At 72.5% G+C, this 24,840-nt stretch carries 22 protein-coding genes; 8 read left to right on the top strand and 14 right to left on the bottom strand.

Annotation, left to right across the window (positions count from 1 at the left end; all coding sequences use genetic code 11):
- Positions 1-12: 12 nt before the first annotated feature.
- The 4 genes from AN215_RS18235 to AN215_RS18220 all read right to left on the bottom strand — a co-directional run bounded on the left by AN215_RS18235 (position 13) and on the right by AN215_RS18220 (position 6,096).
- The gene (locus tag AN215_RS18235) at positions 13-936 is read right to left on the bottom strand and encodes a S1 family serine peptidase (protein WP_070011780.1); all 924 of its coding nucleotides are present in this window, start codon (positions 934-936) and stop codon (positions 13-15) included.
- Positions 937-1,236: 300 nt separating this feature from the next.
- Positions 1,237-2,850, bottom strand: coding sequence for an RNA polymerase sigma factor (locus tag AN215_RS18230; RefSeq protein ID WP_070011779.1), 1,614 nt, complete (start codon positions 2,848-2,850; stop codon positions 1,237-1,239).
- A 200-nt stretch (positions 2,851-3,050) separates the two neighbouring features.
- The gene (locus AN215_RS28735; RefSeq protein ID WP_079123166.1) at positions 3,051-5,501 is read right to left on the bottom strand and encodes a M48 family metalloprotease; all 2,451 of its coding nucleotides are present in this window, start codon (positions 5,499-5,501) and stop codon (positions 3,051-3,053) included.
- A 4-nt stretch (positions 5,502-5,505) separates the two neighbouring features.
- Positions 5,506-6,096 carry a hypothetical protein gene (locus AN215_RS18220; protein ID WP_070011778.1) on the bottom strand — a complete coding sequence of 197 codons (591 nt, stop codon included), beginning with the start codon at positions 6,094-6,096 and terminating at the stop codon, positions 5,506-5,508.
- A gap of 260 nt (positions 6,097-6,356) precedes the next feature.
- Here AN215_RS18220 and AN215_RS18215 point away from each other — a divergent pair, with 260 nt between their 5' ends.
- Positions 6,357-6,866: a GNAT family N-acetyltransferase gene (locus AN215_RS18215; RefSeq protein WP_245694539.1), complete on the top strand. Its 510-nt coding sequence runs from the start codon at positions 6,357-6,359 to the stop codon at positions 6,864-6,866.
- A 53-nt stretch (positions 6,867-6,919) separates the two neighbouring features.
- Here AN215_RS18215 and AN215_RS18210 read toward each other — a convergent pair whose 3' ends face one another.
- Both AN215_RS18210 and AN215_RS18205 read right to left on the bottom strand, forming a co-directional pair.
- The gene (locus AN215_RS18210; protein ID WP_070011776.1) at positions 6,920-7,618 is read right to left on the bottom strand and encodes a zinc metalloprotease; all 699 of its coding nucleotides are present in this window, start codon (positions 7,616-7,618) and stop codon (positions 6,920-6,922) included.
- 288 nt (positions 7,619-7,906) lie between these two features.
- Positions 7,907-9,193: a PP2C family protein-serine/threonine phosphatase gene (locus tag AN215_RS18205; RefSeq protein WP_070011775.1), complete on the bottom strand. Its 1,287-nt coding sequence runs from the start codon at positions 9,191-9,193 to the stop codon at positions 7,907-7,909.
- A gap of 307 nt (positions 9,194-9,500) precedes the next feature.
- Here AN215_RS18205 and AN215_RS30440 point away from each other — a divergent pair, with 307 nt between their 5' ends.
- From AN215_RS30440 to eda, 3 genes are all read left to right on the top strand, one after another.
- Positions 9,501-9,875: a hypothetical protein gene (locus AN215_RS30440; RefSeq protein WP_245694538.1), complete on the top strand. Its 375-nt coding sequence runs from the start codon at positions 9,501-9,503 to the stop codon at positions 9,873-9,875.
- A gap of 217 nt (positions 9,876-10,092) precedes the next feature.
- Positions 10,093-10,893 carry a peroxide stress protein YaaA gene (gene yaaA / locus AN215_RS18195; protein WP_070011774.1) on the top strand — a complete coding sequence of 267 codons (801 nt, stop codon included), beginning with the start codon at positions 10,093-10,095 and terminating at the stop codon, positions 10,891-10,893.
- An 87-nt stretch (positions 10,894-10,980) separates the two neighbouring features.
- Positions 10,981-11,637 carry a bifunctional 4-hydroxy-2-oxoglutarate aldolase/2-dehydro-3-deoxy-phosphogluconate aldolase gene (gene eda / locus AN215_RS18190; protein WP_070011773.1) on the top strand — a complete coding sequence of 219 codons (657 nt, stop codon included), beginning with the start codon at positions 10,981-10,983 and terminating at the stop codon, positions 11,635-11,637.
- Positions 11,638-11,721: 84 nt separating this feature from the next.
- On the opposite strand, the gene AN215_RS18185 is transcribed toward eda, so the two are convergent.
- The 3 genes from AN215_RS18185 to AN215_RS18175 are packed head-to-tail and all read right to left on the bottom strand — an operon-like array spanning position 11,722 to position 14,626.
- Positions 11,722-12,969 carry a bifunctional RNase H/acid phosphatase gene (locus tag AN215_RS18185; RefSeq protein ID WP_070011772.1) on the bottom strand — a complete coding sequence of 416 codons (1,248 nt, stop codon included), beginning with the start codon at positions 12,967-12,969 and terminating at the stop codon, positions 11,722-11,724.
- Positions 12,969-13,712 carry a zinc ribbon domain-containing protein gene (locus tag AN215_RS18180; RefSeq protein ID WP_070012081.1) on the bottom strand — a complete coding sequence of 248 codons (744 nt, stop codon included), beginning with the start codon at positions 13,710-13,712 and terminating at the stop codon, positions 12,969-12,971. Before AN215_RS18180 ends, AN215_RS18185 begins: the two co-directional genes overlap by 1 nt.
- A complete protein-coding gene (locus AN215_RS18175) occupies positions 13,709-14,626 on the bottom strand; it encodes a Nif3-like dinuclear metal center hexameric protein (RefSeq protein ID WP_070011771.1) in 918 nt (305 codons plus the stop codon). The genes AN215_RS18180 and AN215_RS18175 overlap by 4 nt, the downstream gene beginning before the upstream one ends.
- 264 nt (positions 14,627-14,890) lie before the next feature.
- On the opposite strand from AN215_RS18175, the gene AN215_RS30885 reads away from it, so the two are divergent.
- The gene (locus AN215_RS30885) at positions 14,891-16,696 is read left to right on the top strand and encodes a hypothetical protein (protein ID WP_070031202.1); all 1,806 of its coding nucleotides are present in this window, start codon (positions 14,891-14,893) and stop codon (positions 16,694-16,696) included.
- Between the two features lie 334 nt (positions 16,697-17,030).
- On the opposite strand, the gene AN215_RS18165 is transcribed toward AN215_RS30885, so the two are convergent.
- Complete coding sequence (locus AN215_RS18165; RefSeq protein WP_070011769.1) at positions 17,031-17,936, bottom strand: MaoC/PaaZ C-terminal domain-containing protein; 906 nt, start codon at positions 17,934-17,936, stop codon at positions 17,031-17,033.
- A 270-nt stretch (positions 17,937-18,206) separates the two neighbouring features.
- Between AN215_RS18165 and AN215_RS18160 the strand changes: the two genes are divergently transcribed.
- Positions 18,207-19,016: an SAM-dependent methyltransferase gene (locus tag AN215_RS18160; protein WP_070011768.1), complete on the top strand. Its 810-nt coding sequence runs from the start codon at positions 18,207-18,209 to the stop codon at positions 19,014-19,016.
- An 89-nt stretch (positions 19,017-19,105) separates the two neighbouring features.
- On the opposite strand, the gene AN215_RS18155 is transcribed toward AN215_RS18160, so the two are convergent.
- Together AN215_RS18155 and AN215_RS18150 are read right to left on the bottom strand one after the other, a co-directional pair.
- Positions 19,106-20,686 (bottom strand): MFS transporter, encoded by a 1,581-nt coding sequence (locus AN215_RS18155; RefSeq protein WP_070011767.1) that lies wholly within the window; start codon positions 20,684-20,686, stop codon positions 19,106-19,108.
- A gap of 150 nt (positions 20,687-20,836) precedes the next feature.
- Positions 20,837-21,418, bottom strand: coding sequence for a TetR family transcriptional regulator (locus AN215_RS18150; RefSeq protein ID WP_171904218.1), 582 nt, complete (start codon positions 21,416-21,418; stop codon positions 20,837-20,839).
- A gap of 183 nt (positions 21,419-21,601) precedes the next feature.
- On the opposite strand from AN215_RS18150, the gene AN215_RS18145 reads away from it, so the two are divergent.
- The gene (locus tag AN215_RS18145) at positions 21,602-22,351 is read left to right on the top strand and encodes a class I SAM-dependent methyltransferase (RefSeq protein ID WP_070012080.1); all 750 of its coding nucleotides are present in this window, start codon (positions 21,602-21,604) and stop codon (positions 22,349-22,351) included.
- A gap of 69 nt (positions 22,352-22,420) precedes the next feature.
- Here AN215_RS18145 and AN215_RS18140 read toward each other — a convergent pair whose 3' ends face one another.
- Together AN215_RS18140 and AN215_RS18135 are read right to left on the bottom strand one after the other, a co-directional pair.
- Complete coding sequence (locus AN215_RS18140) at positions 22,421-23,137, bottom strand: cytochrome b/b6 domain-containing protein (protein ID WP_079123164.1); 717 nt, start codon at positions 23,135-23,137, stop codon at positions 22,421-22,423.
- Positions 23,118-23,798 (bottom strand): molybdopterin-dependent oxidoreductase, encoded by a 681-nt coding sequence (locus AN215_RS18135; RefSeq protein WP_070012078.1) that lies wholly within the window; start codon positions 23,796-23,798, stop codon positions 23,118-23,120. Before AN215_RS18135 ends, AN215_RS18140 begins: the two co-directional genes overlap by 20 nt.
- Positions 23,799-24,123: 325 nt before the next feature.
- Here AN215_RS18135 and AN215_RS18130 point away from each other — a divergent pair, with 325 nt between their 5' ends.
- On the top strand, positions 24,124-24,837 hold the full coding sequence (locus AN215_RS18130) for a class I SAM-dependent methyltransferase (protein ID WP_070011765.1): 714 nt from the start codon (positions 24,124-24,126) through the stop codon (positions 24,835-24,837).
- Positions 24,838-24,840 lie beyond the last annotated feature (3 nt).

Raw genomic sequence — 24,840 nt, 5'->3', positions numbered from 1 at the left:
GCCGGGAAGCCGTCAGCGGCCGAGCTGCTCCTTCATCAGCTTGCCCGCGGCGGATTCGCTCATCGTCTTCCACAGCTTCTCGGAGCCGAGGTAGGTGTAGACGCCCGGGGAACCCTGTTCCGCGCAGCCGTTGCCGTACGAGACGATCCCGACCTGGATGGGCTTCTGACGGCCGGGCACATTGCGGAAGATCGGGCCGCCGCTGTCGCCCTGGCAGGAGTCCTTGCCTTCGGCGCCGGCACAGAAGTTGACCTTCCGGTCGTACTCGCCGTAGCTCGCGGCGCACTCGTCGTGGGAGAGCACCGGTACTTTCACCTCGCGGAGCCGGTCCGGGGAGGTGGGCAGGTCGGTGTCGGTGTTCCCCCAGCCCGTGACGACGGCCTTGGCTCCCGGCCGGATCAGTGCGTCGGTGCCCTTGGTCGGCATCTTGATCGGGGCAATGCCCTTGACGGGCTTGGAGAGTTGGAGGAATGCCATGTCGTAGGCGGTGTCGCCCTTGGCGTACCGGGGGTGGATGAGGAACCCGCCGGTGTCCTTGGTGCCTTCGAACGGTTCGAGGTTACGGATCTGGCCCTGCCCGGAGTCGGACAGCACCGTGCGTCCGACCGCGACCTGGAAGTCCTTCGTGTCCCGCCCCGGGAGGCAGTGCGCCGCCGTCATGACGGTGGTCGCGTTGATCAGGCTGCCTCCGCAGTGGTGGCGCTTCTTGGCGCTGCCGGGCCCCTTGGTGAGCACCGAAACCATGAAGGGATAGGCGTCGTTGGACGCCCCGTCACCGCCGATGATGCGTGTGCTGGGCTTCGAGCGGTCCTGCGGCGGCTCCTCGCCCGCCTGCGCCGCCGGCACGGCCACCGCGGCCGCGGCGACGACTGCGGTCGTTATCAGGCCGCCGACGACGGTGCGTCTGACATGACGACGTGGTGAAGCATGACTCATAGGTGTCTCCTTCGTGCTGACTTGCTGCTCGCGCGCAGGAGAGGGGCGCATGTGTCCAGCCCGACTTGCCTGCGGGAAACCGGCGTTGCGAAGTGCCTGCTTCGTATTCGTTGAAGAATTGACAGGCACTTTCAAGCCAACCTGACAGACGTCGTCCGCAGGCTCGGGGGTTGCCCGGCCCCACGCCGGTTTCGTACGGACGCGTAGGCAGGCGCCCCAGTTGCCGTCAGTGACCGGCCAGTTGAGGCCGCGCACCGGCTCCAGGAGCTGGGTCCCGGCCGGAGCCAGGACCGTACGCCGTCAGCCGAAGGGGATCCTGACGAAGGAGGCGTCGCCGGTCCCCACCGTGCTGCCGCCGGGTCCGATGGCGTCCCACACCTCGACCTTGACCTTGCCGTCCACAAGGTCCTTGAACGATCCGGTGGCGCCCGTCTTCAGGCCCCGGGTCTGGGTGTAGTGCTCGTAGCCGGGCGCGTCGTCGCTCTCGTGGTAGCGGTATGTCTCCACCCGGTCCCAACTGCCGTTCCCCGTCAGGTCGTAGGAGACGCGCACCTGCTGCCCGTTGCCGATCGACGTGCCGGCGTCGACGGACAGGTCGAACCGCGTGGAGCCGCCCCGGTATTCGCCCGTGACTCCCGAGACGGCGAAGGTCACCGGCTCGTGGGGCTGCCCGTCGTGGTTGCCGGACGTACGCGCCAGAGTCACGGAACCCTGGCGCGACTGCGGGCCGCCGAGTGTCAGGTCGGAGCGCAGATGCAGTGGCGTGAACCCGCCCTCCGCGCCGGGGAGTCCGCCCAGCCGGTCCGTGGGCGTGCCCGACGGGGAGGGGGTGGCTGTGGACGTGACGGTCGGACCGTCCTTGATGACCGTCTCCGGTGGCCGGCTCACCACCTGAAGGGGAGGCGAGCCGGGCTCGTCGTCGCCTGAGAACGAGGTCAGCGGGAGCAGGTACAGGATGAGCCCGAACGCCGCGACGACCGACCCTGCGAGCGCCGCCGCCGGTATCGACAGACTCCTGGCCTTGACCCACCATGCCGGGTCCTCTGTCCGGGGTGTCGCGCCGGGCGCCTCCTCCCGGTTGCCCGTGCCGGCGTCGGCGTGCCGCGCCGCCACGTAGGCGGAACCGCCCCACAGCAGCACTCCGGCGGGGAGCATCGTGCTCAACCGCTCGTCGAGTTCGGTCAGTTCGGCCAGTGCGCCGCGGCAGCGCCCACACTCCTGAAGGTGCCGTTCGAGGTCGCTGTTGGTGCGCCGGCCCGCGCGGCGTGCCGACGCTTCGAGGAGAGACCCGTAGCGGCGGCACTCGCCCGAGTCGTGACCGTGCTCTTCAAGGCCGTGCTCGTGGTACGCGGCGAGATACGCCTCACGCAGACCCTCCCGGGCGCGTGAGGTGAGGAGATCGACGCTGCCGGGCAGCATGTTGAGGAGAGCCCCGATCCTTCCGGCGGACTCCTCCTCGACGGCGGTGTGCCAGAGGACGGTCTGCCAACGCTCGGGCAGTGCGCGGAAAGCCTGGAGGATGAGGCTCTCCTGTTCGAGCCGGAGAATGCGCTCCTCGCCGGTGCCGGGGCCTGCCGCCACGTTGTCGTACCACTGCACGAAGTCGGGCGAGAGTCCGTCGCGGCGGCCCGTGCCCGCCCACTCGGCCGCGGCGCAGCGAACGGAGACGAGCAGCGCGGGACGCCAGGCGGTGGTGCGTGTGCCGCCGGAGCGGGAGGCGCGGACGGCACGGGTGAAGGCTTCCGCCGTCAGGGCTTCGGCGGTCTTCGTGTCGCGGCTGCAGGCGAGCGCGTAGGAGAAGACAGCGGAGTGGTGCCGCCGGAACAGCTCGTCGACGGCGGGGTCGTCGCGGTGCTCACCGGCCGGTTCGGCGAGCACGTGCCCGGACGGCGAGACCTCGTGCTTGTCTGGCATACGTCACCCAGCCCTTCCCTTGCCGTGTGAGCCGGAGTCGCATTCTCTTGGACGATCGATGCCCTCGGGAAGACAGGAACCCTGCGGGACCTGGGGTGATGCACAGTTGAGACCATCCGCCGGGCTCACGTGCGCGGGGCCCCGGGCGGGCGGGCGCTCCGGTCGGGGATCAGACCGAGGTCGTGGAGGTCTCCGCGGGTTCATGCCCCTCCGTAGCGCGTGACGGCGGAGCCGTTGTCGCTTCTGCCGGTCCTGCCGGTGCCGTCGTCCCCGTCCGTGACCGTGACGGCCAGGCCGACGGCGAGGGCGAGAGCCGCGCCGAGGGCACCGAAGACGACGCCGGCCAGGGCCTGGCGGGGATTGCCGGCCTCGCCGCGCTTCGCGCTGCCACGGCCGATCACGCCGAAGATAACGGCGAGGGCACCGAGGGCGATGGCGATCGGCCACAGCCAGAACAAGGCCGTCGCGGTGATCCCGAGGACGAGGGAGGCCACGCCCATGCCGTTGCCCCGCGCCCGCGGCGTCACCGCTGACGGAACCGGAGGCGGGAATGGTGAAGGGACGAGCGGCGGGGCCTTCTCCGGCACCCGTCCCTTGCGGGCCGACGGCACACAGGCCGCGACGACCGACCACGGAATCGCGCTGACACCGGCGAAGAGGGCCACTCGGGACAGGTCGGGTGCGGAGCAGCTGCCGGTCCAGCACCCCACCACCGTCAGAAGCAGTTCGGCAGCGGCGAGAGCGAGGACGCCGGCGACGGTGCTCGCCAGTGCGGCGTGGGCGTAGGCCAGACCGCTGTCACGGGGCCGGCGGCCCGTACGGACCGCCAGAACGACGAGTGCGACGGCCGTGGACAGAAGCCCTGCCGCACCGGCCTTGGGGGCCTCCGCCCCCAGGAAGGTGAGAACGACGGGAAACGCCGCCAGCCACAGCCCCCAGCGCACCCCACTTCCCAGGGTGCGGCGCAGTTCGCGGCGCGCCCCGTCCCGCGCACCCGGGATCAGCGACTGCCCCAGAAGCGGAAGCAGCGCCGCCAGCCCGCCCGCACACAGCAGATACGGCGACCGGGCCGCCGCGTCCATGCCCGCGGCCAGTACGAAGGCCACAACCTCCGGTACCCGCCCGCCGAGGATCTTCGACATCAGGGCCTGAGCGGTCATCAGTTCCATCAGCCAGTGGAGGACACAGGCGAAGAGCAGTCCGGCCGCCGCGACGAACCCGCACAGCGTCAGGGCCCGCCGCTGCCGGTGCCGCAGCGCCGGCCGCCAAAGCCTGACCGTGCGGGACATCCACCGCGCCGAGACGAACGCGGCAGCAGCGAGCAGCGCCGTCCACGGGAGGAACCCGAGACCGAACTGCCCGGCGCTTGCCAGGGTGAACACGATGCTCGCGTTGAACAGCCCGCCGCCCAGGGCGAGTCCGCAGCCCAGCCCCCACGCGGGCGCGCGCAGCACCCGCTTGGCCGCCCCCGGGAACCCCTCGTCGGAGCGCAGGGCCAGGAAGCCCACGATCCCCCCGAACAGCGTTCCGGTGACGAAGTCGGCCAGCAGCCACTTGGCGGTGTCGGCCCCGGCGTCCAGGGCCGAGTTGAACATGTACGTGTTGGTGAGATCGGTGTACAGCGCTCCCAGCACGGAACCGGCCGCGAACAGTTCCCAGAAACCGCTGCGGAACAGCGGCCCGGTGTCGTGGAGCATGGCGCGCCGCCGGGCCGCGGTGGGGTGCACGCGCAGCAGACCGCCGGCCAGGCGGCGCTTGCCGTTCTCCGAGCCGAAGAGCGCATGCAGGGCCTGGGGCGAGGTGTTCCACTGCTGGGCGCGTGCGTCGGCGTAGAACTCACGGCTGCGCAGAACCGCTCTGCGGGCGAGCGGCATGACGACGATCAGGCAGAGAGTCTGCAGCGAGCTGGCGGCACCCTGCGCGAAGGAGGCGGCCGTGCCGGTGCCCCATAACAACTCCCAGCCGATGCCGGAGGGAAGAGTCATCAGGAGCACGGGCAGACCCGCCCGTCCGGCGGCGATGGTCAGGAAGCTGATGTCGATGTCGCGGTTGCGTACGTGGGCCAGCTCGTGCAGGACCACCGCTTCGAAGGCCTCCGGGCGTGCCGTCCGCAGGGCGACCAGGCCGCCGCTGAGGACGATGTGTCTGCGCCGCCACCGGCCGAAGGCCAGCGCGGAGACACGTGAGTTGAGCGGCTGCACGTACCACGAGACCTGCTCCGTGTCCGTCCCGGCCCGCAGCCTCTCCAGAGCCCGTGCCACATCGGGGAGTTCGCCGCCGAGGCGTACGTACCGGCGGCGGCGGATCCGCCAGGCCGGCAGGTACCAGTAGATGACGAACACGACCAGCCAGAAGACGAGTACGGCGGTCACCGGCACCCAGAGGTCCACGAGGCGGGGGTCCGCGCCGCACAGCTCCTCGGCCGACGGCCTGTCACCCGAGGGGAAGCCGCTCGTTTCCCGGTTGTCGCGCTCCCAGCAGTCCCGGTACTCGACGAAGCGGCGTTTGGCCTCGTCGGAGTCCCCGTGCCCGAAGCGCGTGGCGGCGAACGACATGACGACGGCAGTCGTGCTGAGCACCAGCAGCGCGAAGCGGAGGGTCGTGCCGGACGGCACGGTGAACGGATCGCGTCTCCGCTCCGCCGTGGTCACCGGGCTAGTCACCGTGACGCCCGTGGGCCTCCGGTTCCCCTGGGGCCGGTGCCCCCGGCTCGGCGTCCGGCGCGGCGGGCGCCATGGCCAGTTCCGCGACGATCCCGTCGGCGACCGCCTTCGCTATCTCTTCCGGCACGCGGAGCTGACGGGCGTTGCGCCGTGCGATGCCGTGGATCTGCTGCATCTGCTCCGGCGTCAACGCCGCTGGTCCTTCGGGCAGTTCCGGCGCCGGGGCGGGCCGCGTCGACGGGCCGGGGCGCCGCAGCAGTACGCGCCTGAACCAGGAGGCCACACGGGATGCGGTGCGCTCGGTGCGTGCCCGGGCGAGCTGGCTGAGCACGTCGACGGCGACGGCGAGGACCAGAGTGGTGACCGCCGTCGCGATCCCCTCGACGCCGAATGCGAGCGGCTCGCTCTGCCGCGTCTCCCTCCTGCGTCCGCGCCGTGGCGTGGCGTGGAACGCGTGGGCGACGACGTCGAACTGCTCAAGCTCCGCGCGGGCGTTGACCCCTGCCTGCTCTTTCAGCTCGCTCCCCGCCAGCACCGCGCGTGCCAGCCGGTCCGCCGTCTCACGGTCGTACCGATAGCCCACCGGAACTCTCCCCCCGTACAACATCCGCCGAGATGTACGCCGTCAGCGCAAGCACACTACCGCCGTCCGGGAAGTGCCGTCATACCCCGTCAACTCGTCCGGTACGCCGGGCTGTTGACCGCTCCCCGCGCCACGTGGCCGGCGTCCGGAGCGCGGTTATCCGATTGAGGGGAGGCCCGGCAGGTGTTTCACTGACGCGCCGCGAATGCGGTCACGGGAAACATGCAGGGGGCGAACGCACGATGGTGTCCGGTGAGTTGGTGAAACTGCGTGCTCTGGAGCCGTCCGATGCCGGGGCGGTGTGGCGGTGGCAAGGCGACCCCGAGGTGATGCGCTGGATGAACGACGGCTACGCCCAGTCGCTGGCCGCGGTCGGCAAGCGCCTGGAGGAGAGGCCGCGCAACGCATACGGCGAGGTCCTGTACGGGATCGAGGTGCTCGCCGACGCCGCACTCATCGGCCTCGTGCGCCTGCGCGACGCCGAACCCGAGACGGGCTGCGCCGAACTCGACATCTACATCGGGGAGAAGGAGTACTGGGGGCGCGGCTACGCCACGGACGCCATGCGCACGATGTGCCGCTACGGATTCGAGAAGATGCGCCTGCACAAGATCTCGCTGACGGTCGTCACGGAGAACCACGCCGCCCACCACCTCTACCGGAAAGTCGGGTTCACCGAGGAGGGCAGGCTGCGCCAGGTCTTCCGCCGCGACGGGCGCTGGTACGACATGTTCACCATGGGCCTGCTGGAGGGCGAGCTCCGGACCTGACAAGCGGCAGGCACACCGGGCACACGCGCTGCGTGCGACGGCCCCGGGAGTGCTCAACCGACGCCCTGGCGCCGGGCGTTGGCCAGCAGCGCCTCGATGCCCTCGATGTCGAAGCCGGTGAGCCGTCCGGCGCCGGCGGTCCGGTGGCCGCCGTTGGGCGAGCACATCACCGGCCTGGTGCCGCCGGGCCCGGCGGGGCACTCGTACGGCCCGGCGGCGCCGTCGCCGTCCAGGTCGAGGTTGGGGTGGTCGAGGCCGAGGACGTGCAGCATCTCGTGCACGGAGGTGTTCCGCACCTGGTACGGGGCGATGTGCCAGGTGCCGTCGTGGTATTCGCTGTCCATGGTGACGACGCCGCCCGCCGCGACGCCCTCCGCCGGGTCGGGGCAGGGCCTGCCCAGGCTGTAGCCGCCGCGGCCCGCCGGGCGGTACTTCTCCGTGTAGTGGATGTGCCCCGTGGGCGGGCAGACGGACGGATCGGTCCTCTCCACTCCGCCGACCGACATCGTCACCCCGGCCGCCCTCAACTGGGCCACCGCGGCCGTCAGATGGGGCGTGTAGCGCCGCTTCAGCTCCGCCGACGCGAACGTGACCGTGTACTGGCGTGACGGGCTGACCGAGGTCACCCCCAGCCGCGTGGCCAGCCGGAAGCCGGTGCCCTTCACGGTGAGCCGGGCGGCGTGTGCGGGAGTCACACCGAACGCACAGGTGACGATCAGCGCGGTGCCGACGGCGATGCCGGTTCGCAGCATTGGCGCTCCTGTGAAGTTGTACGTGTGGGGGGGGCCGAGCCACCGTGGCGCCTCACCAGGTCTCGGGTGAGCCGGTGAGCATGCACGTAACGGGCGCATGGGAAGAGGCAGTTGGTTACCGGGTGATACCCGGATTCTTCATGAGTGACCCCTTCCGCCCGCCGGCCGGCTGCCACCGGACGGGTAGCAGACCCGGGGTCCGCGCGCCCTCCGCCGAACGCGGTCCTGGTGCCGGGCCGCCGCGCCGCGCGGGGTCCCCAGCTCGTCGGACGGTCAGTTCGTCGCCGGTCAGCTCGTCGGCCGGTCCAGCAGCGACGGCGCGCTCCCCGCCGGCAGCCCGACCAGCGCCTCGGCCTCTCCGGGGGGATACGGCGCGGGGCCGTGCCACTCCAGGACCAGCACCGTGGCGTCGTCGCTCAGCCGTCCACGGTGGTAGTCGAGGTGGTGGCGGATGAGCCGGCGGAGCGTCTCGGGCACGGGCAGCCCGTCCGCGTGGTGCCTGATGAGGAAGTCGGTGAAGCGGTCGAGGCCGAATTCCTCGCCGTCGGGATTGCGGGCCTCCGTGATCCCGTCGGTGTAGAGCAGCAGCCGGTCGCCGGGCTCCAGCTGCTCATGGCAGAGCGTGGGCGCGATGCCGAGACCGGTGCCCATCGGGGGTGCCGGCGCACATTCCAGCGGGACGGCGAAGCGCCCGCCGCGGATGACGACCGGCGGATAGTGGCCCCGGCTGATCCAGGTGAGCCGCCCGGTGCCCACGTCCAGGTCGGCCAGGATGCCGGTGGCGTAGCGGCTGTCCTCGAACTGGTCCACGAGGGCCTTCTCCATGCCGCTGGCCGTGTCCACCAGCCCGCTGCCCTGACGGCGCTGGTTGCGGCACGCGGCCACGGCCAGATTCGCGGTCAGGCCGGCGGCGGTGTCGTGGCCCATGGCGTCGATGATGCACAGGTGGGCGATGTCGTCGGCGAAGGCGTAGTCGAAGGCGTCGCCGCTGACTTCGTACGCCGGCTCCATCAGCGCGCTGACGACCGCCCTGTCCGTCGCGAAGGTACGCGGCGGCATCAGGCGCCACTCCATCTCCGCGGCGACGTTCATGCGGCGCCGCCGCACCAGGCGGGCGTACGCGTCGCTGGTGCCGCGCTTGGCCACCAGCAGCAGCGCGACCAGGCCGGCCAGCGCCCGCATGTCCTCCATGCAGGACTCGCCGGAACCGGAACCGGAAGTCGTGACGCGCAGCAGCCCCACCCGCTCGGTGCCGTTCAGGACGGGCACCCACCACTGGTCGCCGCTCGCGGACGTCGGGAGGATCTCGCCGAGCTGGAAGGCCCGCCCCGGAGCCGTGCCGTCGATCTGCAGCTCGGCCGGGAGGTCGCCCGTCATCCTGCCACCGTCGATGCCCTCCCCGGTCATCAGCGTCAGCACGGTCTGCTGAAGGTCGCAGATGTAGAGAAGCACCTCCGACCAGCCGAAGCGCCTGGCCTGCTCGCTCACCACCCCGGGCAGCTGCGTCAACGTGCTCAGATGGCTGGCCGCGAGGAGCTCACCCAGCATCTGGGCCCGGCCGGATGCCCTGCCCATCGCACATCCTCCTTCGGCCGCCGGCGCGGACGAAGCCGACGAGTACCCGGGGAGGACCGGGCCACTCGCCTTCCGTACGTTCCGGATCTGTCCTTTCAACCCTTCTTCTCCGGACGTCGGCGGTCTCCCCTCCAGGTTGCACCTGCGTCGACGGGGTCGGCCAGCGCCCCTTCTTCGGCCCCGGCACCATTCCGCTTCCTGCGGTGCGATGGGCCCGCCGTGCGGCGGGGAGCATGCTGGTGACCGGTGGTGTCCGGCGCTCCGACGCCCGGTGAGCGCTCCGACGCCGGGAGCGCGCGGAGGTCCCATGCCCGAGGTGGAGCCGGCCGCCGGCTCCGCGTGGCACGAGGTCGGTGAGCTGGGTCCGGGGCGGAGTTCGTCGCACAGGAGCACGGTCCTGGGACGGCACCGGCGCCGTGACCCGGGCACACCGCACGTGCCGCCTGCCACCATGGACGGCATGAGCTTCGACATCGCCGCACTGGAACTGGCGACGCAGCGCTGGCGCGAGGCCGCCGCCGCCCTCGACGCCGCCCGCACGGATCTGGAGGCGGTGGTGGCGCAGGCGCTGCGCGAGGACGGCGGCGAGGCCGAGGCGGCGGTCGCCGAGGTGACCGGCTGGTCGCGGGAGCGGATGCGGGAAGCGGTCGCGGCGGTGGACGAGCGGGAGGGGCACGCGTAGCGGCCCTCCTTCCGCCGACCGCCGGCCGCCCACCCGGCGCACGTGCCGTGCGCGCCCGGCGCACGTGCCTGCGTGCGCATCTCACGCACGCCCGGTGTGCCCGCGAAGTCCCCGTACCCCATACGCTGCTTGGCGTCGCACCGCCGACGTACGCACGCTCGTAGCGGCCGTCGCACCGCTGTCGTCCGTGTCCTGCCGTCCGCCGAGGAGATCCGCCGTGCTCGTGCTGCTGCCACCGTCCGAGGGAAAGGCCGACGGAGGCAGGGGACGCCCCCTCGACCTGGACTCTTTGACACTGCCGGCGCTGGCACCGGCGCGCGAGGCGGTACTGGAGGAGCTCGTCGGACTCTGCTCGGCCGACGAGGAGAAGGCGCGAGACGTGCTGGGCCTCAGCGAGGGGCTGCGCGGCGAGGTCGCCAGGAACGCCCGGCTGCGCTCGGCACCCGCACGGCCCGCGGGTGAGATCTACACCGGAGTCCTCTACGACGCTCTCGGCCTGGCCACGCTCAGCCCGGCGGCGAAGCGGCGGGCCGCGAAGTCGCTGCTGGTCTTCTCCGGCCTGTGGGGCGCGGTCGGGATCAAGGACCGGATCCCCTCGTACCGCTGCTCGGGCGGGGTGCGCCTGCCGGGTCTGGGCGCGCTGAGCACGCACTGGCGGGAGCCGCTGGCGGCCGTGCTGCCCGAGGCCGCCGGCACGGGCCCGGTGCTCGACCTGCGCTCCACGGCGTACGCACAGATGTGGAAGCCCAGGGGCGAGCTGGCCGAGCGCACCGTCACGGTACGTGTGCTGCAGTCGGCCGTGGTGGACGGCGTTGAGAAGCGCACCGTCGTCAGCCACTTCAACAAGGCCACGAAGGGCCGCATCGTACGGGCCCTGCTGGAGGGCGGCTCGTCCCCCTCGACTCCGGCGGCGCTGGTGAAGGCGCTGCGCGGGCTCGGTTACGCGGTGGAGGAGCCGGAGGCCGGCCGGAAGCCCGGGAAGCCGCGGGCGCTGGACGTGGTGGTCTCGGAGCTCTGAGCCCCGGCACGTTCACCTCAGGGCGTGCGATTGCGCGGTGCGCAACGGGCGTTGCGTGCCGGGAACGGCCGGAGAGAGGATGCGCGCATGGCTCCCGCTCCCCCCGCGTCACCCTCGCCGTCGCCCGCCGTCCCGCTGCTCGACATGGCGCCCGTGATCCCCGTCGTCGTGCTGGAGGACGCCGCCGACGCCGTACCCCTCGCCCGCGCCCTGGTCGCGGGGGGACTGCCCGTCGTCGAGATCACGCTGCGTACGGCGGCGGCCGGCGAGGCGATCCGGGCGATCACCGCGGAGGTGCCGGAGGCGGTCGCGGGCGCGGGCACCGTGCTCACACCCGGTCAGGCGCAGGACGCGGTGGACGCGGGGGCCCGCTTCCTGGTCAGCCCCGGCTGGACGGAGAGCACGCTGGAGGCGATGCTCGGCAGCGGAGTGCCCGCGCTGCCCGGGGTCTCGACGGCGTCGGAGGTGGTCGCGCTGCTGGAGCGCGGCGTGCGCGAGATGAAGTTCTTCCCCGCGGAGGCCGCCGGCGGCACCGCATACCTCAAGGCGCTCGCCTCGCCCCTCCCCCAGGCCCGCTTCTGCCCGACCGGCGGAATCGACGAGGCCAGCGCAGCCGGCTATCTGGCGCTGCCCAACGTCGGCTGCGTGGGCGGCAGTTGGATGGTGCCGGCCGACGCGCTGGCCGCGAGGGACTGGCCCCGCGTCCAGCGCCTCGCGCGGGCCGCCGCCGCGCTGCGCGGCTGACGGCCGCAGCACCCCGCCACCGGCGCCGTGGTCACCGGCACCGGCACGGCACGGCGCGGCACGGCCCGGCGCTCGGGGGACAGCTCAGCGCAGATGTCCGGTGTCGTTCAGCAGCCGCACCGACGCGTTGCCGTCCGAGTAGTAGGCGATCGCCGAGAGGCAGGCCGCCGACAGTTCCATGCGGAACAGCGCGGCGGGCGGCGCTTCGAGTGCCAGCCGCACCAGCGTCTTGACGGGCGTGACGTGCGTGACGAGCAGCACCGTCCTGCCGGAGTAGCGGGCCAGCAGCCGGTCCCGCGTCACGGCGATGCGTTCCGCGACCGTCGCGAAGCTCTCACCGCCGCCGGTCGGCCGCGCCTCGGTGGACTCCAGCCACTTCTCCAGGTCGTCCGGGAAGCGTTCGCGCACCTCGGCGAAGGTGAGGCCCTCCCAGGCGCCGAAGTCGGCCTCGCGCAGGCCGTCGTCGACGCGGACCTTCAGTCCGGTGCGTTCCGCGACCGCGGACGCGGTCTCCTGGCAGCGGCGCATCGGGGAGCTGACCACGGCCTGGAGCGTCCCGCGAGCGGCCAGCGCCCCGGCCGCCGCGTGCGCCTGGCGCCAGCCTGCCGGGGAGAGCCGCGGGTCGGTGCCGCCGCTGCCGGAGAAGCGCTTCTCGGGCGTGAGCGGCGTCTCGCCGTGCCGCAGCAGTACGAAAGTGGTGGGCGGCCCGAGGTCCGGGCCCCAGCCGCTGTGCGGGGCGGACTCCTCGGACGTGCCGTCCGCCCCGGCCGTCCCGCCCGCACCGGAGACGGCAGGAGCATCCGGTATCGGCGCCGCTCCCGCTCCACCGCCCCTGGCCTTCTCGTCCGCGGCGTCCAGCTCCGCCGTCGAGGCTCCGGCAGACCACTCCTCGCCCCGCTTGCCCGCGTCCATCGCCTCGTTGGCCAGCCGGTCGGCGTGCTTGTTCTCCGCGCGGGGAATCCACTCGTAGTCCCGCACGGCGCCCGGCGGGAAGATCCGCTGCGCCTCGGCGGCGAGCGGACGCATGTCGGGGTGCTTGATCTTCCAGCGTCCGGACATCTGCTCCACGACGAGCTTGGAGTCCATCCGCACCCGCACGGCCGCGTGCGGGTCCAGCTCGTACGCCGCGCGCAGGCCCGCGATCAGCCCCTTGTACTCGGCGACGTTGTTCGTGGCCACGCCGATGAACTGAGCCGTCTCCCGCAGGACTTCGCCGCTGTCCCCGTCCCGTACGACCGCGCCGTAACCGGCGGGCCCCGGGTTGCCGCGCGAGCCTCCGTCCGCCTCGACGACGAAGGTCCGGCCGCCGTGCCTGCCGGCCCCGCGCGCCATCAGAGCCCGGACTCGGGCGTACGGACCAGGACCCGGCGGCAGTTCTCGCACCGCAGCACGGCGTCCTGGGGGGCCTGGCGGACTTCGTTGAGCTCCGTGATGTTCAGCTCCAACTGGCAGCCCTCGCAACGCCGTTGGAAGAGCCGGGCCGCTCCGACACCGCCCTGCTGCTCGCGGATCTTCTCGTACAGCTTCAGCAGGTCGGCGGGCACCGAGCCGGCGGCCGACTCGCGTTCCCCGCGGACCGTGCCCGCCTCGGCGTCGATCTCCTGCAGCGCCGCGTCACGCCGTGCGACGGCGTCCTCGGTCTTCGCCTCCACCGCTTCGACGCGCTGTGCCAGCTCGGCCGCCCGCTCGGTGGCCGCCTCGTGCCGCTCCATGACCTCCAGGACGACGTCCTCCAGGTCTCCCTGGCGCCGTGCGAGGGAGGCGATCTCGCTCTGCAGGTTCTCCAGGTCCTTCGGGTTGGTGACCTGACCGGAGTCGAGCCGCTTCTGGTCGCGCGCGGCGCGCTGCCGCACCTGGTCGACGTCCGATTCGGCCTTGGTCTGCTCGCGTGCGGTGTCGCCCTCCTCCGTACGGGAGGCGACGAGCAGGTCACGGACTTGGAGGAGATCCGCCTCCAGCGACTGGATCTCCTCGTGCTCCGGCAGGTTCTTGCGCTTGTGTGCGAGCTGCGTCAGTCGGGTGTCCAGGGCCTGGACGTCCAGCAGTCGGATCTGATCGGCGGGCGCGGCGTTCAGTTGGGGGCTCCCGTGGTGATGTCGTTGGAGGCGCTGCGGTCGGGATCGGAGGGGTGAGCGGCGGCAGCGGCGACCGCGCCGTGCGATGCCGCGTGCGCGGTCCAGGGGTCGGTGACCGTACGCGATACGTGCGTGCGCAGGCCCCAGCCGTGGCGGTCGGAGATCTCGTCGAGCTGTGCGGCTGCCTGCTCGCACCACGGCCACTCGGTGGCGAAGTGCGCGGCGTCCAGCAGCGCGAGCGGAGAGTGCTCACGGGCTTCGGAGGCGGGGTGGTGGCGAAGGTCGGCCGTCAGGTAGGCGTCGGCGCCCGCCGCCCGCACCTCCTCGAAGAGCCCGTCCCCGGAGCCTCCGCAGACGGCGAGGGTGCGGATCATACGGTCCGGGTCGCCGGCCGCGCGGATGCCCTGCGCCGTGACGGGCAGCCGGTCGGCGGCCCACTCCGTCAGCTCCGACAGCCGCATGGGGCGCGGCGGTTCGCAGATGCGGCCCAGGCCGCGGCGGCCCGCCGCGTCGGTGACGTCCGGCACCAGGGGGCGCAGCACACGCAGGTCGAGCGCACCGGCGAGGGCGTCGGAGACGCCGGGGTCGGCGGTGTCGGCGTTGGTGTGCGCGACGTGCAGGGCGACGCCGTGCCTGATCAGCGTGTGGACGACGCGGCCCTTGAAGGTGTCGGCGGCGACGGTCGTCGTGCCCCGCAGATACAGCGGGTGGTGCGTGACCAGCAGTTGGGCGCCCAGCTCGACGGCCTCGTCGGCGATCTCCTGGACGGGGTCGACGGCGAAGAGGACCCGGTCGACCTGGGCTGCCGGGTTGCCGACGTCACCGCAGACGGTGCCGACGGCGTCCCACTGCTCGGCCCGCTCGCGCGGCCAGAGACCGTCGAGCGCGGCGATGACTTCGGAGAGTGCTGGCACGCGGGAAAGGCTACCTTCCGCCGTCCCCCGGCAGTCCGGTCACCGTCCTGCCGGGGGACGGCGGGCTGCGACGGGTGACGGCACGCGGTCGGCGGAACTCGCGGCTCCCCTTCACGGCGGCGCCGTACAAGCGCTACGCAGCACACGCTCGACAGGTCGCGCAGGCAATTCGCACATCCGCCACTCATCCGCGTGAAGGGGCCGAACTCCGATTGTTCGGGCGGCAGTACGACACCTAGGTTCCTCACTGGAGGTGATCGACCCATGACTGCCTGTGCCCCCGAGAGCATCGTGACGGACAGCCGGACGGCAAGGCACTCCACGTTCACGATCGCAGCCGACGGCGCCTATGCGGCCCGGCTCAACGCGTCCGCGGAGGACGGCTGGTTCCCGGAGCGCTGGACCCTGGACGGCCCCGAGCCGTATGCGGTCCCGCTGCCCGGTGCCCGCCCCGAGGAGACCGGCAGCCAGGTGCTGCCGCTGACGGACGGAAGGGTCCTGATCGCCCGCCGCGAAGGCGGCGCCCACAAGCTCGCCCTGCTCTACCCGACGGGCCCCGCCACGGGCGAACTGCGCCTGGGCGTGGTCGAGTCGGAGCGGCTCACGCTGCTGCCGCCCGCACCGTGCGGGCGGCGCGCGTACGCGCTCACGGTGGGCGAGCACACCACGGGAGTGTGGCTGGTCGCCGGCAGCAGCGAAGGAGTGCCCCGGCTGGTCGCCGAGGTTCCGGGCCGCTGCGGGGGCGGCGCATGGCTGGACCGCGAGGGCCGCCTGCTCGCCGTCGACCGCACGGACACGGGCGGCACCGGCCGCACCAAGACGGTCGCCGTCGACCTGGGCCGCGGAGGCGAGGTCAGCCCGCTGCTTCAGATCACCGACGACAGCGACGACCGCCTGCTGCTCGCCGACGCGGACAGCGGCCTGCTGATCGTACGTTCCGACGCACCCGGCGAATTCCGGCTGGGCTGGGGTGTGCTGGGCTCCCACCGGCCCGTCCGCTTCCCCGAATCCCTGCATCCCGAAGGGGCGTTGCTCACGCCGTTCGCCGTGCAGCCGGGGCAGATGCTGCTGCCGGAGAGCTGCGCCGTGGCGCTGCACGGGCAGACGACCGGTGCGCGCGCGGGCGGTGCGTGGCTGGGCGTGTGGCGGCCGATGCAGAAGGAGTTGCGGCGCTTCCGGGCTCCCGGCGGCTGGCTGCCGGGGAAGGGAGTGTGGACGCGCGAGGGCGAACTGCGGCTGCCCTGCGCCACCGCGCATGCGCCGTGCGGGCTGGCACGGCTGCGGATGCGTGGCAGGACCCCGGACGCCGAGGCAGGGGCCACCGTCGCAGGCACCGGTACGGGCGAAAGCCTGGGCGCCGGCGTGGACTTGAGCGCGGCCGCGCGGCCCGGCACGACCGCGGACGAGAGCACGGGCGGTTCTTTGGGCGATACTTCGGCCGGTCTTCCGGGCGCTGCCGCGGACAGGGCTCCGGGCGGGGCTGGGGACGCTGCTCCGGGCGGGACCGGCGGTGCGCAGGGGGACGGGCCGACGCAGGCGTCGGGCTCCGCTGCCGGCGCGGCCTCCGGGTCCGCAGGCCGGGAGGCCGGCGAGGCCGGCCGTGGCGAAAAGCCGCCGCACCCCGCCGAAAACCGCTTCCCTGCCGTCCCGGCGCCCGGACAGGCCGAGGCGGCAAGGGCGTTGCCGCCCGGAGCACTGCCCCCGGAGCTTCCACCGATGCGGGAGCCGGCGGTGCGGGAGCCGTCGATGCGGGACGCGCAATCGCAGGGCGCACCCATGCCGGACGCGGCGATGCGGCTGCCCGCGCCGGCGCCGGTGGCGCGGGACACGGGTGCGGCCGTAGCCGGCGGAGAGCCGGGAGTTGCGGGGGCGCAGCCCGCAGGCGAAGGGTCAGCGAATGCCGCTCCTTCCCCGCCTTCCGGTCCGTCGGCCGGCACGTCCGCGGGCCCGTCCGCCGCTTCACCTGTCGCCGTCACGGAGCCATGCGCACGGCGCAAGCCGGTGCCGCTCCAGGACGCCCCGCTCGCCACAGCGCTCCATGACGCCGTCGTCCGCGCGAGGACGGCGTGAGCAGGCCAAGTACCCTTCGTGAGACTCTGACCGGGTACCAAGCAGCAATGTGATCCACGGAGTTACCCGCGATGTCCGAGACCCAGACCGGGACCGAAACGCGCAGCAGTCAGGCATCGAACGGCTCAGGCAGGCACAGAGGGCAGGCCGCCGGCGGGGAGGAGCCCGGGCAGCACTCGCAGGGGCGTCACCGGCGCCCGCCGCAGCAGAGCGAGGCCGAGTAGCCGCGGGCCCCGTACGCCTCCGCCCTTTACGGACACGTAGGTACGGCGAACTCCCCTGCGCGCAGGGGAGTTCGCAACCGCGCACGCGGGGCGAGGGCGGACGGGAGGCGTCAGGGGTGTGTGACGACGGCGCCGGTCAGCACCGGGGCGTCCTCCCGCTCGACCGCGGTGGCGGACAGCACCACGCGCCCCGGCCCTCCCGTCACGCCCTCCGGCCCGTTCCGGTCGCCCTGTTCGCCTTCGGGCCCGGTCCACATCCGTACGCGCAGCGTCTCCCCCGGGAAGACGACCCCGGCGAAGCGGGTGCGGAAGCTCACCACCCGAGTCACGTCCCCGCCGAGCACGGTGTCGACCACGGCCTTGAGCACCATCCCGTACGAGCAAAGGCCGTGCAGGATCGGCCTGTCGAAGCCCGCGAGGGCCGCGAACTCCGGGTCGGCGTGCAGCGGATTCCAGTCGCCGGACAGACGGTAGAGCAGTGCCTGGTCCTCCCGGATGCCACGGCGGACCTCGTGGTCGGCGGTCCGCGCGGGCGGCCCGGACCTGGACGACGGCCCCCTTTCGCCACCGAAGCCGCCCTCGCCCTTCACGAACATCTCCGCCTGCGAAGTCCACAACGGGCCGTCGTCGTCAGCCGCTTCGGAACGCAGCACGATGACGGCGGCCGTGCCCTTGTCGTACACGGCGGCGACGGAGGAGGTCTGCGTCGCGCTTCCCGCGGCCGGAACGGGCCTGTGCGTCTCCACGCTCTGACCGCCGTGCAGCACGGCGGTCAGATCCACGTCGACACCGGGCGCCGCCAGCCCGCCGACCACGCCCGTCCCACCGCCGGCCACGGTGGCGAAACTCGGCAGCACGTGCAGCCGGCTCTCCAGCGTGTAGCGCAGCTCCAGCGGGTCCGTCGCGGGAACGCCCGCCCCGAGCCCGAGGTGGTACAGCTGAACGTCCTTGTGTCCCCAGCTGATCCGGGTGCTGCTGGGCCCGGCGGACAGCGCCCGCTCCACGTCGATCGGCATCGCTCCTCAGCTCCTTCCCACCTGCGGAGGATAGCCACGGGCCCCGGCTGCCCGGCCGCGCACGGGACACGCACCGGCGGGCACGGCATCTACACAACCGCCGCCGCAGGGTGAAGACTGCGGTGTCCGGAGGGAAGGTGTCCGCAGGGAATCGGACACGTCGGGGCAACCCGGGGACACCGAGGAAGCCGGCAGGCGTTCGCAGCCGCCGTCAGGCGCCGTAGGGCACCCTGAGGCGCCGGCGGACCGGCCCGCAGTCAGGGGGAAGTCATGGACCAGAACGGAAGAGCCGTCCAGCAAGCCGGCGGTGAGATCGACACGAGCGTTCCGCACTCGGCGCGCATCTGGAACTACTGGCTCGGCGGAAAGGACAACTACGCGGCCGACCGCGAGGCGGGTGAGCAGTACCGGCAGGCGTTCCCCGGCATCGACGAACTCGCCCGCGCCTCCCGCTACTTCCTCGTCCGCACCATCCGCTTCCTGGCCGCCGAGGCCGGTGTGCGGCAGTTCCTCGACGTCGGTACGGGCCTGCCCACCGTCGACAACACGCACGAGGTCGCACAGCGGGAGGCCCCGGAGGCCCGCGTCGTCTACGTCGACAACGACCCGCTCGTCCTCGTACACGCGAACGCGCTGCTCACCAGCTCACCCGAGGGCAGGACGTCGTACATCGAGGCCGATCTGCGTGATCCCGCGACGGTGATCGCGGGTGCGCGGGAGACCCTCGACCTGTCCAGGCCGGTCGCGCTCATCCTCAGCGGAGTCCTCGGCCACATCGGGAACCACGCGGAGGCATGCGCGATCGTCCGCGGCCTCATGTCGGAGCTGCCGTCCGGGAGTTACCTCTCCCATAACGACGGCATCGACGAGAACCCGGACACCAACGCCGCGCAGGACGACTACAACGACTCCGGTGCCGTGCCCTACGTGCTGCGGTCGCCGGAGCAGATCCGCGCCTACTACGACGGGCTGGAGCTCGTGCCGCCGGGCGTGGTCCGCATCAACCGGTGGCGTCCCGACGTCGGCGAGGCCGAAGCGCCCGAAGCGGCGGCGTACGGGGGCGTCGGCCGCAAGCCCTGAGGCAAGCAGGGGAAGCAGAGGAAGAAGCAGAGGAAGGGGAGGGGCAACATTCGCCCCTCGTACGGCCGTTGACGGGTTGACGGTGCGCGTCAGCTCTCGCCGCGGACCATCGGCCGGGCACTCCCGGCACCGGCGGCCGCACTGCCGTCCGCACCACCGCCCCCGTCCCCTTCCCCTTCGCCCGCCGTTCCTTCGCCCGCCGCCTCTTCCTCCGCCGTGCCCTCACGGCCGGAGCGCGGGAGGACGAACAGCACGAGCGCCGCGCACAGCGCGAGGACGGCGGCGGCGCTGAGGAAGGCCAGCCCGTATCCGGATGCCAGCGTCCGGGGGTCGGTCGCATCCCCGATGCGGGCCGCGGCGATGGTGGAGAAGACGGCGAGGCCGAGTGAACCACCCATCGTCCGGGCCGTGTTGAACAGCCCGGAGACCAGCCCCGCATCTCCGTGCGCCACTCCCGACATGGCCACCGATGCCAGCGGCGTGCCCGCGATGCCACCGCCCAGCGCCATCAGCACACCCGGACCCGTGACGGTCGCCAGGAAACCGCCGCCCGCATGCATCCCGCTCTGCCACAGGCAGCCGGCGCCTGCCAGCACCACCCCCGCGAGCGCAACGTTGCGCGCCCCGAACCAGACCATCAACCGCGGCGCGGCCTTCGATCCGAGCACGATGCTCAGCGACTGCGGAATGAACCCGAGCCCCGCCTCCAGCGGCGTGTAGTGCAGCACGTTCTGCATGTAGAGCGACATGAAATACCACATGCAGAACAGGGCACCGCCGCACACGAACATCGCCGCGTTGGCCGCCGAGACGGCTCTGCTCCGGAACAGCCGCAGCGGCACGAGCGGTGCCTTCGTACGTGCCTCGACCGCGACGAACACCGCCAGCAGAGCCAGGCCCGCCGCCAGCGGCCACAGCACGGACGGCGCCGTCCAGCCCACTGCCTCCGTACGGACGATCCCCCAGGCCAGCGTCCCCAGCCCCAGGGTGACGAGCAGCGCTCCAGGGAGGTCGAGGCGCCGCCCAGCCCGCCCGTCCCGGCCCTCCGAGACCCACACGGCGGCGGCCAGCAGCACGACGGCGCCCACGGGGACGTTGATCAGCAGCACCCAGCGCCACGACAGCACATCGGTCAGCACGCCGCCGACGAGACCGCCGGCGGCTCCCCCGCCCGCGCCGACGGCGCTCCACGTGGCGATCGCGCGGGTACGGGCGCGGCCGGGCGGAAAGGCCGTGGTGAGGATCGTCAGCGTCGCCGGAGCGAGCACGGCGGCTCCTGTGCCCTGCAGCGCACGGGCCGCCAGCAGTTGCCACGGCTGCTGCGCCAGACCGCCGAGGAGACTGGCCGCGGTGAACAGCGCGAGCCCGAGCAGGAACGTCCGCTTCCGGCCGAAGATGTCCGCCGCCCGCCCGCCGAGCAGCATCAGTCCCGCGAAGGCCAGCGTGTAGCCGTTGAGGACCCACTGCAGTCCGGCGGCGTCCATCCCCAGGTCGGTCCGCATGGACGGCAGCGCGACGTTGACCACCGAGACGTCGAGCACCACGAGGAACTGCCCGGCGCAGGCGGCGAGCACCACTCCCCACAGACGCGCGGGCGGGCCGGAGGTCGCGGGCGGGGCGGCCTCAGCTGCCGGGGCGTCGTCGGGGACGGCGGGGACGTTGTCTGTCATCGCCGGTCATGCTCGCACCCGCGCGCACGGACGCCCACCCGATATCGCGCTGTAGAGGACGGTGACGGACCGCTGGGCACCGGCCCGGTCCCGTAGCAGCGTCGTCCTCCCCCTGCACCTTCGGACCGGGAGGGACTTCGCGGAGACGCCCTAGAGCCGGCAGCCGGTGAGGAGTTGGCCGAGGTTGCGGCGGGCGAGTGGTTCCAGGGCGATGGTTCCGCTGCTCTCGGTCCAGCTTTCGATCGCGACTCTGAACGCGGTCACGGTCGCGGCGGCGACGAGCCGCACGCGGGGAGCGTCGGGGTGGTCTTCGCAGCGTTCCGCGAGGAAGCCGCGGAGCAGGTGCTCGAAGTCGGTCAGGACCCTGAGGTAGCTGCCCGCCAGGGCGGGTGTGCGAGCGAGCAGCCGGGTCCTGATGAGCTGCGTGTCGCGGTCGCTCTCGAAGAACGCCGCGGCTTCGCTGAGGGGCGCGTACAGCGAGTCGTGGAGGGACTCGCCCGGTGGCCGCAGGCGCAGCTGCTCGGCGGCGCGGCCGAGCCCTTCCCGGGAACCGGCGAGCACGACGTCTTCCTTGGAGGAGAAATAGCGGAAGAACGTCCGGCGCGAGATGAGGACGGCACCGCAGATGTCGTCGATCGTGGTGGCCTCGTATCCGCGGTCGACGAACAACCGCAGACCGGTGTCCTCGATGGACGCCCGTGTCAGCGCCTTCTTCCGTTCCCGCAGGCTCATGAACACCCCCTCTGGCCGGGACCGCGTCGCAAACCAACAGGCTAGCCTCCGCATTGACAAATGGCACTCAGTGGCGTTTCCCTCTGAGAGGCAGATCACTCACCCGCACACCAGGGTGTCCCGAGCGCGACGCCACGGGCAGCCGTGGGCTTCGGCAGCCGTCCCGAGAAGAAGGGGGTTCACGTGACTCAGGAGCGACGAGAGGGTCAGACCGTCTCTGTCGAAGACGCCGACTTCGAGGCGTTCTACCGGGGCGAACGGCCGCTCGCAGGCCCGTCGGTGGACTTCGGGGGCTGCGTCCCGTGGGACATCGGAGAGCCGCAACCGGCGCTGGTCGAACTGGAACGCAACGGACTGATCCGCGGCGAGGTGCTCGACGCCGGATGCGGCACGGGTGACAACACTCTGTTCCTCACCGAGCGCGGTTACCCGGTGACCGGGTTCGACGGCGCACCGACCGCGCTCGAGCTGGCGCGGCGACGTGCACAGGACCGCGGACTGGACCCCGATTTCGTGGAGGCGGACGCGACTCGGCTGGAGGGCTTCGAGCAGCGGTTCGACACGATCCTGGACAGTGCGCTGTACCACTGCCTCGGCGACGGGCAGCGACGTGAGTACAGCGCGGCCCTGCATCGCGTCGCCAATCCGGGCGCGCACCTGCACCTGTTCTGCTTCTCCGACGCCGAACCCGAGAAGTCGCTGTTCCCCGTCAGCCAGGACGACTTGCGCACCAACCTGGGGGCGCACTGGGACATCGGGAGCATCACGCCCACGAACTACACCAGTTCCTTCACCCGTGAGATCGCCGGCCGCATGTTCAGTCAGCCCGCCTTCCAGGACACGGCGATGCCGTTCGACCCGGACAGTGCCGACACCGACGAGCAGGGGCGCATCCTGCTGCCCGTCTGGTATCTCCACGCCGTACGAAGGTGACACCCGCCCGAGCCGGCCGCGGTCCGCGACCAGGCAGCGCGACCGGCGCCAAGCCGTCGGCCACGAGGGCTACTTGCTCTCGGTCCTGCCCGCGGTCTCGGTCTCGCTCCCGTCCGGCGGCTGCCAGAGGGCGTGTTCGCGGCGCGCCCACGCGCGGTCGGCCCTGCCGGTGCGCATTGCCCGGCGGGCCTCGGGGTGTGCCGCCGCCATCGCCACGTGCGCGGCGAGTACGACGCCGATGGCCAGAGCGAGCCAGTCGTGCACGAACGTCGCGCTCGTACGCCACTGCAGCGGCGCGAGCCCGGTGAACCACATGAGCAGCCCGGTCCCCGTCATCACCAGTACGGCGCCCGCGATCCACGCGGCGAACACCTTCTGCCCGGCGTTGAACTTGCCCGCGTCCCGGCCCCAGTCCTCGCCCGGCGGCGGGTACGGGCGGCGGGCGCGCCTGGCCCGCCGCAGCCAGCGCCGGTCGTGCGGTCCGAACCGGTTGAGGCGGCCCAGATCGGCGCGCAGCGCCCGCGAGGCCAGACCTGCCAGCACCGGCGCGGGCAGCAGCAGACCGGACCATTGGTGCAGGGTCACCATGAGGGCGCGGCGTCCTGCCAGTTGGGCGAGTCCCGGTACGTAGAGGCAGAGGGCGGTGCCGACGCACACGGCCATGAGGAGGCTGGTGGTGCGGTGGCACCAGCGCACGGCCCGCGTGAAGCGCAGAACGTCCGGGTACTGGGCGCCCGCCCCGGACGAGGCCGCGGGGACCTGCCGGTCAGGCGGCTGTCGGAGCATCGTCCCGTCCGTTCGACCTGCCGACCCAGCCGTCGACGGCGTAACCCCGCTTCTCCCAGTAGCCGGGCTCCACTTCGCGGGTGAGTTCGATGCCGGAGAGCCATTTCGCCGACTTGTAGAAGTACATCGGCGCGACGTACAGCCGTACGGGGCCGCCGTGCTGGTGGCTCACGGGCTTGTCCTGCATGCCCAGTGCGATCAGTACGTCGTCACGCATGGCCTGCTTCAGCGTCAGGCTCTCGCTGTAGACGCCGTCGAAACACGTGAAGCGGACGGCGGTCGCCTCCGGACGCACACCGGCCAGATCGAGGACGTGGGAGAGGCGTACCCCCTCGAAGGGCGTGCTCGGCACGCGCCAGCCCGTCACGCACTGCACGTCGCGCACGATGCGGTGCTGCGGCATCCCGCGCAGCTCCCCGAGGCCGTGGCGGGCGGGACGCTCGACGAGGCCGCCGACGGTGAGTTCGTAATCGCGGGGCCCGCGGCGCGGAACGGAACTGGCCACCGAGTAGTAGCGGAATCCGCCTCCGTTGGGCAGCAGGCCCGTGACGCCGGTCGGGTCCTTGCCGGACACGGCGCTCAGGACGCTCTCCGTGCCGCGTTGCACGTACGGCGCGGTGACCAGCCCCGCCGCGCCCAGACCGAGCATGCCGAGCACCAGGCGCCGGCCGACCGGGGAGCCCTCGCCGTCGGCGGAAGTGCCGGGCGGGGCCGGGGTGTCGGCGGTGCCGGGGCTTCCGGCAGAGCGGGTGTCGTCGCCGGTGTGGGCTGAATCGGCTGTCTCCACGGGACGATTCGAGCACCACGCGCCGTGCCGCGCCAGTGCCCCCGCAGGACCGTCAGACTTCCGTCATCTGCCGCCCGCGCCCGGAACCGCCCCGCGCGCCGCGCTCCGGGCCCGCGCAAGGGCGCCCGGCAGCCGTGAGGCAGCATGAACTGCCACGTCACGCGGCCACGTCACGCGCCCCCGAAGGAGCCCGAACCGCATGAACCAGACCCCCGCGGAGCCGCGGCCCGGCCGGGCCCAGGACGCTGCCCAGGGCCCGGCCCCGGCCCCCGCCCCGGAGACGTTCGCCGCGTTCGAGGCGGCGAAGGGCTTCATGCCCGCCGACGAGGGCCTGGCCCTGTACGCGGCGGCCGTCGAGGCCTCGCAGCTCGGGCTGCCGCTGCTGGAGGTCGGCACGTACTGCGGCCGCTCCACCCTCCTCCTCGCCGACGCCGCCCGCGCCGCGGGCGTCACCGCCGTGACCGTCGACCACCACCGCGGCAGCGAGGAGCAGCAGCCGGGCTGGGAGTACCACGACCCGGACGTGGTCGATCCGCACACCGGCCTCATGGACACGCTGCCCGCGTTCCGCCGCACGCTGCACGCGGCGGGCCTGGAGGATCACGTCGTCGCCGTCGTCGGCCGCTCGCCGCGGGCCGCCGCGCTGTGGGGCCGTCCGCTGGGTCTCGTCTTCATCGACGGCGGTCATACGGACGAGCACGCCAGCGCCGACTACGAGGGCTGGGTGCCGCATCTCACGCGCGGCGGGCTGCTTGTCGTGCACGACGTCTTCCCGGACCCGGCCGACGGTGGCCAGGCGCCGTACCGCGTATACCGGCGGGCGCTCGATTACGGTGCGTTCAGGGAGGTTTCGGCGACGAGGTCGCTGCGGGTTCTGCGACGCACGGACGCAGCGGTCCGGTCGGGCCGCTAGCAT

The organism is Streptomyces abyssalis (genome assembly GCF_001751365.1).
GTDB classification, from domain to species: domain Bacteria; phylum Actinomycetota; class Actinomycetes; order Streptomycetales; family Streptomycetaceae; genus Streptomyces; species Streptomyces abyssalis.
The sequence above is the reverse complement of the archived record's forward strand: the minus strand, read 5'-3'. Positions and strand labels throughout refer to the sequence as shown.